Source organism: Occallatibacter sp. (assembly GCF_049802275.1).
In the GTDB taxonomy this organism is placed as follows: domain Bacteria; phylum Acidobacteriota; class Terriglobia; order Terriglobales; family Acidobacteriaceae; genus Telmatobacter.
Genome location: NZ_JBARMD010000349.1, coordinates 1 through 8,331, shown reverse-complemented (window position 1 = coordinate 8,331; position 8,331 = coordinate 1). Strand labels below are relative to the sequence as shown.

General features: G+C 59.3%; 6 protein-coding genes. 1 reads left to right on the top strand and 5 read right to left on the bottom strand.

Going from position 1 to position 8,331, the window contains the following annotated elements:
- Positions 1 to 518: 518 nt before the first annotated feature.
- Together WA354_RS12215 and WA354_RS12210 are read right to left on the bottom strand one after the other, a co-directional pair.
- Positions 519 to 1,001 carry a cupin domain-containing protein gene (locus WA354_RS12215; protein ID WP_472813289.1) on the bottom strand — a complete coding sequence of 161 codons (483 nt, stop codon included), beginning with the start codon at positions 999 to 1,001 and terminating at the stop codon, positions 519 to 521.
- Positions 1,002 to 1,101: 100 nt separating this feature from the next.
- Positions 1,102 to 1,800 carry a uracil-DNA glycosylase gene (locus tag WA354_RS12210; RefSeq protein ID WP_472813288.1) on the bottom strand — a complete coding sequence of 233 codons (699 nt, stop codon included), beginning with the start codon at positions 1,798 to 1,800 and terminating at the stop codon, positions 1,102 to 1,104.
- Between the two features lie 186 nt (positions 1,801 to 1,986).
- Here WA354_RS12210 and WA354_RS12205 point away from each other — a divergent pair, with 186 nt between their 5' ends.
- A complete protein-coding gene (locus tag WA354_RS12205; RefSeq protein WP_472813287.1) occupies positions 1,987 to 2,580 on the top strand; it encodes a DJ-1/PfpI family protein in 594 nt (197 codons plus the stop codon).
- Between the two features lie 6 nt (positions 2,581 to 2,586).
- Here WA354_RS12205 and WA354_RS12200 read toward each other — a convergent pair whose 3' ends face one another.
- The 3 genes from WA354_RS12200 to WA354_RS12190 all read right to left on the bottom strand — a co-directional run.
- On the bottom strand, positions 2,587 to 3,735 hold the full coding sequence (locus WA354_RS12200) for an XdhC family protein (RefSeq protein ID WP_472813286.1): 1,149 nt from the start codon (positions 3,733 to 3,735) through the stop codon (positions 2,587 to 2,589).
- 16 nt (positions 3,736 to 3,751) lie between these two features.
- Entirely contained in the window at positions 3,752 to 5,986 is a 2,235-nt protein-coding gene (locus WA354_RS12195) for a xanthine dehydrogenase family protein molybdopterin-binding subunit (protein ID WP_472813285.1), read from the bottom strand.
- A 52-nt stretch (positions 5,987 to 6,038) separates the two neighbouring features.
- A partial coding sequence (locus tag WA354_RS12190) for a xanthine dehydrogenase family protein molybdopterin-binding subunit (protein WP_472813284.1) occupies positions 6,039 to 8,331 on the bottom strand: 2,293 nt, incomplete at its 5' end.

Here is an 8,331-nt window from a genome sequence, read left to right as displayed (position 1 = left end):
GCCCCTGGGCAGAGACGGACGTGCAAATTGCCAAGGTCAGCGTCGCCGCGACGGATAGATAGAAGTTCTTGCTGTGCAAATTCATGATCTCTCCTTGATGCTTTCGGCCAGCTGTTTATGAGCCGCCATGCTGCGCACCACTGATACAGCCGGAGCAAACAGTGCGTGGGTTAAGCTTCAGCCTGGAAAGACCTTAATGCTACTGGCAAATGTGACAGGGGCGGAAAAGGCGACAATCGGCAGTAGTATCAGGCGGCCTAAAAAAACGCCACTAATGCTGCAAAAATATATGGGTGGATCTTGACAATCCGGCCCTTTTAAAAGGTGTGTGTATTGTGACTCGGCAAGTCTCTGACGATTGCCTGCAACCGCGTCAGAGCGCGGGTGCATGACAAAGGACTGACATTCTGACGTGGTTTGGTAATTCGAACTGTGGGCGTGGGAGTGTTGAAACCGTCAGTTTGGAGTGTTAAATGCCGCCTCCGGTCCACAGTTGAACCGGAGCGGTGCCCCGCAACTTATCGGGCTTCTTCCACCTTCACCACAAAATAGGTAACGGACTCGCCGTCTGCAACCAGAGTTTGATGCGGCAGGCCTGCGGGGATGTGGACCACGTCGCCGGCCTTGAGTTCCTGCCGTGAGCCGCCTTCGACGGACTTGCCGCGCATCTCGCCCGGGCCGGTTGTCTTCGCCTCGACAAGGCTTCCTCCGGTAACTACGGTTGCATGCCCATCGATGATGAAGAAGATGTCAGCGAAATTCTGGTGCACTTCGCCGCCGCCGCTGTGTTGCCGATAAGCCAGCATCGTGTAATGGTGCGGATATTTTTCTAGAGTCTCGCTGGCTGAGCCGTCGCCCTTCAGCGCCAATTCTTTAAGATGCTTGGCGCGCTCCAATAACTCAGCCGTGGACCAGTGATCGGATTTCATCGTCTGTGCGTAAACTCCCATTGCACTCACCATCAGTACCGCAATCAAAATCCTGCTGACTACCTTCCCCATCGTGTTTCTCCTCGTCCGGTCCGGCACAACTCAATGTATCGAACCCGTGCGGGTCGGTAGAAATGTTTGTTCCCCCCAGCGGGACATGGGGAGACAGCAATCAGTCTAATCCGGCAAGCTCCCTCGCGCGCTTGAACACTTCAAAGAACATGGGCCGCGTCAACTTGCCGGTATTCGTGTTCTGAAGCGAAGGATGATAGCTGGCAATTGCCTTCAACCCGCTCGGCAGCGTGTACTCGGCTCCGTGCGCAAAGGTGTAGTTTGACCGGGTAATCGCCGAGCCGCGCCGCTGCTCGTGCGCGAGCAGCCCATCGAAGGCAATGCGTCCCAGGCAAACGACGACGCGAAGATTCTTTAGCAACGCAATCTCCTTGTCTACCCACGGCGCGCAATTGCGCAGTTCTTCCGTTGATGGCTTGTTGCCCGGCGGAGCGCAGCGGACCACCGACGTAATCCAGAGCCCTGAGAGCTTCATGCCGTCGTCGCGCGACCTTGCCCGCGGATGAGAGGCGAAGCCCGCTTCGTGCAAGACCGGGTAGAGAAAATCGCCCGAACCGTCGCCCGTGAAAGGCCGGCCAGTGCGATTGGAGCCATGTGCTCCTGGCGCAAGCCCGAGCGCAAGGACACGCGCTTCGGGATCACCGAAGGAAGGCACCGGTCGTCCCCAGTACTCCCAGTCGGCGTAAGCGCGCCGACGTACTCGCGCGATCTCAGTGCAATGCGCCCGCAGACGTGGACAGAGTTCGCAGGCTACGATCTGTACATTCAAAGCCGCGAGAGATTTTGGGGAAGCGGTCATGGCAAGTACTAGGTTATACCGGCGGTTGGTTGGACTTCGCCTGCACTTGAAGGCGCGCTTGCACTGAATCTTCACCGCTTCTCACCCATCAGATAACATGTGTCTGACTGCTTTCGGTGCGCGATCGGGCCCAGGGCGTTCCCAACCGAATACGACCACGGAGACTTCCAACCGGAGAATATTCCAATGAAATCAGCCAAAATACTGGTGCTGGCAGGCGACTTCGTCGAGGACTACGAAATCATGGTTCCGTTTCAGGCCCTGCAGATGGTGGGGCACAAGGTGGATGCGGTGTGTCCGGGCAAGAAGAAGGGCGAACAGGTGCGCACGGCGATCCACGATTTTGAGGGCGATCAAACTTATACAGAAAAGCGCGGCCACAACTTCACCTTGAACGCAACGTTCGACGAGGTGAATCCGGCCAGCTACGACGCGCTCGTCGTTCCCGGTGGGCGTGCTCCTGAATATTTGCGCCTGAACCCCAAGGTTCTTGAGCTGGTGCGGCATTTCGACAGGGAAGGCAAGCCTATCGCCGCGCTCTGCCACGGTCCACAAGTGCTTGCGGCGGCGGGAGTGCTGAAAGGTCGCAAGGTTAATTGCTATCCAGCGTGCGCGCCTGAAGTCGGACTCGCGGGAGGAACCTTTGTTTCGCTGGACTTCGCCGATGCAACAGTCGACGGCAAACTTGTTACGGGACCGGCGTGGACGGCGCATCCTGCGTGGCTGGCCAAATTCCTCGACGTGCTTGAAGCACACCTGAAGGAAGAGGCAGCTGCCTGAGCATCGTCAAGCCCGGATTTTCGCTGGATGCAACGCGCGCACCTGCCGCAGAGGCAGGGCAGAACCGTTGTTCATCGTCTGCTGAATCTCCGCGATGATCGAGAGCGCAATCGCGGCAGGAGTTTCCGCGCCCAGATCGAGGCCAGTGGGAGCGTGGATGTGCCAGAGCCATTGCTCTGCCTGCTCAGTTGCATGGGAGAATCCCAGCAGTGTGGCGGCTTCGGCTAGAACCTCACGGGTTCTCCGCTGAGGACCGAGCACGCCAAAATAAGCCGGCCGCACTTCACGCGCAAACAGGCCTGCAATTATCTGCGAATCCTGCTCGAAGCTGTGCGTCAGCAGCACCGCCGCGTCTGTATCTTTCACGTCTGAAAATAGCGATGATGCGGCATCGGGTAAGGTCGCGATCGGCAAGGCCGTCACTCTGTCTGCAGCAGGAAAGCGTTCGCGTGTGGCAAGGTGACTGCGGCCATCGGCGATGGAAACGAACCAGCCGAGTTCGCGCGCCAGGCGTAGAAGCGGCTTTGCATCGTCGCCCGCGCCGAAGATCCAGAGCCCCGGCCGAGCGGCGCGATAGTCGGCCCAGACGCGTGTCACACGCCCATCGACCGTAACCCGTTGGTCGACTGACTGCATCCGTTCGAGCGCCAACCCGGCGAGATTGCGAAGTATCGCCGCACTCGATTTGGTGTTGGTTATTTCCGTTCCGCGATCAGGTATTGTCGGTCCGGCGAATACCCGCTTAGCGATGTCTGCACCATCGAGAATCGTTGCAATTGCCAGCGGCGAGCGCCCGTGAAAGGCCGTTTCGAGAGCTGCCAGCAGCGACACTGCCGTGGCACGCCGTTCCAAGAGGATATAGACAACACCGCCGCAGCCGGAACCGTAGGGCATGTCGCCATCATCTTCCGCCGTAGAGTAGCGCTGCACTTGAGGGCCCGACTCGGTAAACCAGAATGCGCGCTTTGCAACCTCGGCTTCAAGGCATCCGCCACTCACCGTGCCTGCGCGGCGCCCATTGGCTGCAATCAACATGCGCGCGCCCGGCTTGCGATAGCTGGGGCCGTCCACGTCCACGACCGTCGCCAGCACATAGTCTGAACCGGCAGCTTCCAGTTCATGCCACAGCGGCAGAATGTTCTCGAGATCGGTCATGAACTCCTATTCTCGCTCAAGCTTCCAGTATTTTCGACTGGAGCAGATTTTCTATCCGCACCGGCAGTTCGCGCACCCTGACTCCTGTTGCGTGATACACAGCCGCCGTGATTGCCGGCGCCACACCTGCAAGCCCGATCTCGCCCACGCCGCGTGCGCCATATTCACCCATCGCCGGATCGGGGTAATCGAGGAAGGTCACGTCAATCTCCGGCGCATCCGCGCAGGTTGCCATCAGGTAGTCAGCCATATTTCCGTTGATGGGCTGCCCAGTGCGCTGATCGTAATGCGTCTCTTCGAGCAGTCCCATGCCCACGCCCATCACCACGGCGCCCGCGATCTGATTGGCAGCTGCCTTGGGATTGATGATGCGCCCGGCGTCGATGACCGTAACGACGCGGCTCACACGCAAGCGGGCAATCTCCGGCTCCCATTCAACTTCGACAAACTGCGCCCCGTAGGAGTGCAGAGAAACACCCTTCGCCTTCGGGTCTTCCCACGTGGGTATTGTTTTGCCTTCCGCACTCAGTCCGTTGAGGCGAGCCATGTGCAAAATATCCGCAAACTCCGGATCGCCGCCAGCCGATTGGTCTCTCTTGCGAATCCGGCCATCCGCGAAAATTACACCTTCGGCTTTTGCGCCTTTCAGCGGAGAACCTTCTGTATTGATGGCGAGCGTAGTCATCTTCTTCATCGCGTCAATCGAGGCCGCGGCGATGGCGTTCAGCACGGATCCGGTAACCATCGATCCGCCGGACATGGGCCCATCGGGAAGGGAACTGTCGCCCAGAATGACGTCAATACGATCGAGTGGAATACCTGTCTTCTCGCGGACAACCTGCGCAAAAATCGTGTAGGTGCCGGTGCCGATGTCCTGCGTGCCCGAACGGACTGAGATGCGGCCGTTCGCATGGAATTCCACCTTTGCCGTGCAGGGCAGACGCAGCGCCACCCAACTGGCACCGGCGAGGCCCCAGCCCAGGATTTTTCCGTCGTGCCGCATAGACCCGATCTCCGGCGTGCGCTTGTCCCAGCCGAACTTCTTCGCACCTACTTCAAAGCACTCGCGGAAGTGGCGCGACGAAAACGGCATCTTCTTGTCTTCGTCGGTCTTGGCATCATTCAGGATGCGCAACTGAAGCGGATCCATCTTCAATTCGTCGGCTAACTCGTTCATTGCGGCTTCGAGCGCATACAGTCCTGGAACCGCGCCGGGGCCGCGCATGTACATGGGCGCGCCCAGGTTGCGGTGGACAATGCCGTCGGTCACTTCAAGGTTTTCAACGCTGTAGAGATACGGCGTGGCTTCGCCGCAGCCTTCGTCGTAATCGTCAAGCATGGAGCTGACATTCAGATAATCTTGCTTGAGCGCAAGGAGTTTCCCATCGTTGGATGCAGCGAGGCGGATGCGTTGCTCCGTGCGCGGACGATAGCCGACGCTTGAGAACATCATGCGGCGAGTAACACTGAGTTTTACCGGACGGCCTAGTTTGCGCGCGGCGACGGCATTCATCGCGCAATGCGGCCAGGGGAACAGCTTGCCGCCGAAACCCGATCCTAGAAAGCGCGTTACGATGCGCACATTCTCCACCGGAATGCCGAGAGTCTGCGCCATCACCACGCGATGATTCACAACGCCCTGGGTCGTTTCGTACATCGTGATGCGGTCACCATCCCAGACGGCAACCGAGGCGTGCAACTCGATGGGGTTGTGCGTTTCAATTGGAGTGATGTAAGTGTGATCGATTTTTACGGGTGCATCTTCAAATGCGCCATCGAAGTCGCCTCGCTCGCTGCCCTTCTTGCGCTCGCCGGAATAGTCATCGAGGCTCGGCCGCAACTTTGGTGGTTCTGCATCGTAATCGGCGTGGACTGCCGCGGCTGCTGCCGTGGCCTGCTCCAGGGTTTCGGCGACCACGAGAGCGATGTACTGGCCCCAGTGGCGCACAATCTCGTCTTCAAAGGCCGACCGCACTTCACTGTTGGTCGCGTTGTCGTCGCCGGGAACGGTCCTGTACAACGGGCCGATGTTGCCGTGGTGCAGAATGAGCAGGACGCCGGGCATCTTCTCTGCAGCAGACGTATCGAGTGCGCGAATGCGGCCGCTGGCAACTGAGGCGATCACCGGCACCGCGTGAGTCATGCGTTCGAAGTGAAAATCAGCTGCATACTGTGCTGTGCCGCTGGTCTTGAGCGGTCCGTCGATGCGGGGTGTCGGCGTTCCGATGATCGATGCTGGGGTCGTGCTCATACTTGCTTTTTCCTCATACCGCTATTTGCAGATAGCCGGGCGCTCCGTGACGTCATGCTTCGCGAATATCCGACTTCAAAAGGTCTTCGATGCGAATGGGGAGCTCACGTACGCGCACGCCTGTGGCATGATAAACCGCCGCTGTGATTGCTGGCGCAACACCGGCCATGCCTATCTCGCCAATGCCGCGCGCACCATATTCGTTGACGATGTAGTCGGGGTAGTCGAGGAACGTGACGTCGAGATCGGGCAGATCGGCGCAGGTGGGGACAAGGTAATCAGCGAAGTTTCCGTTGATTGGCTGGCCGCGCTGCGGGTCGTAAACTGTGCCTTCAAACAACGCCATGCCGACGCCCATAACTGCTGCGCCAAGAATCTGATTCGTACCCGCGCCCTTGTTGATAATGCGGCCGCAATCGAAAATGGAGAAGATACGGCTCACACGCAGACGGGCGATCTCGGGCTCCCACTCCACCTCGGCAAAGTGCGCGCCATAGGAGTGCAACGAATACTGCTTGGCCTTGGGATCATCAAACGAAGGGTTGGTTTTTCCGTTAGCCATGAGGTTGCCTACGTTGGCCAGCTTGAGCAGCTCTTCGAAGGGAACTCCATTGACCGAAAGTTGACCGTTTGGACGGTAGGCAGCGCCGACGACTTGCGGCTGCACCTTGGCATGCACAACACCATTGGTGAGGGCCAGCGTATCCGGTTTCATTCCGTGGAATGGCGAGCCGGGCGTTAGTGTAGCGATGTGCAGCAGACGGTTCACAGCCTCGTTCGCCGCGCTGGTGGTGGCCGGCAATACTGCGCTGGTGGCCATGGAGCCTCCGGACGTGGGTCCGGCCGGCAACGAGGTGTCCCCCAGGAAAACGTCGATGCGATCGAGCGGCACGCCGGTTCTGGCGTGAACTACTTGGGCAAAGATGGTGTAAGTTCCGGTGCCGATGTCCTGCGTGGCGCAACGAACGCACACGCGGCCATTTTGACAGAGTTCAACGCTGGCACTGCACGGGATGCGTGCGGCGGACCAGGAAGCGGCTCCCATTCCCATGCCGATGATCTTGCCGTTGCGGCGCATCGACCCCACTTGCGGCGTGCGCTGCTTCCATCCGATCTTTTCCGCGCCGGTGGTATAGCACTCCTTGAGGTGGCGCGAAGAGAAGGGAAGGTTTTTGCCTTCATCGCGGTCGGCATCATTTTTCATGTGCAGCTCAAGCGGATCCATATTGAGCTTGATGGCGAGCTCGTCCATGGCGGACTCAAGCGCAAAGAGGCCGGGCACTGCACCGGGACCGCGCATGGGCGCGGGCGCACCGACGTTGCGCCGAACCATTCCCGTCGTGACTTCGAGATTCGCGCAGCTATATAGGAAAGGCGTCTGTTCTCCGCAGTGTTCGATGAAGTCGTCGAGTTGCGAGGTCTGGGTGAGGAAGTCGTGACGGATCGCAGTGAGCTTGCCGTCCTTCGTAGCACCGAGGCGGATGCGCTGCTCGGTGCGCGGGCGATGGCCGACGTTTGAAAACATCATGCGCCGATCGACGGAGAGTTTCACAGGGCGCTTGAGCTGCCGCGCAGCCGCCGCGGCCAGCGTCGATTGCGGCCAGGGAAAGAGCTTGCCGCCGAAGCCGGAACCGATGAAGCGGGAGATCACGCGCACGTTTTCAGGCGGTACGCCGAGCACCTCAGACATCACGGTGCGGTGATTGACAACGCCCTGCGAGCACTCGTAAAGCGTGACGTTGTCGCCATCCCATGCCGCAACGGTGCCGTGCATCTCCATGGGATTGTGGGTTTCGACCGGAGTCGAATAGGTCTCGTCGATGACAACCGGCGCGGTGGACAAAGCCTGATCGGGATCGCCGCGTTTCCAACTGCTCGGTCGCGGGCCGGTGAAACCATCGCCGAGATTCGTTCGCACATCCGACTTGTCGGCGTCGTAATCGACACGGATTGCCTGCGCCCCGGCGCGAGCCTGTTCCAACGTCTCTGCAACGACGAGAGCGATGAACTGGCCCCAGTAATAGACCTTGTCATCGTCGAAGGGAGGACGCGTTTCACTCATCGTGCCGTCCTCTTCATGAGGGATTTGCCGGTAGACGCCCTGTATTTTGTTGCCGTGATGGAAGACCTGGATCACGCCCGGCATTTTCTGTGCAGGTGAAGCGTCAAGCGAACGGATGCGTCCGCTTCCGATGGTGGCCTGCACGGCAACCGCGTGTGCAAGACCCGGGAAATGATGATCGACGGCGTAGCGCGCGGTTCCGCTGGTTTTTAAGGGCCCGTCGATGCGAGGCACATTCGCGCCAATAATGCTCGCGTGAGGAAGTGTGTCCGTCGCCATAGAG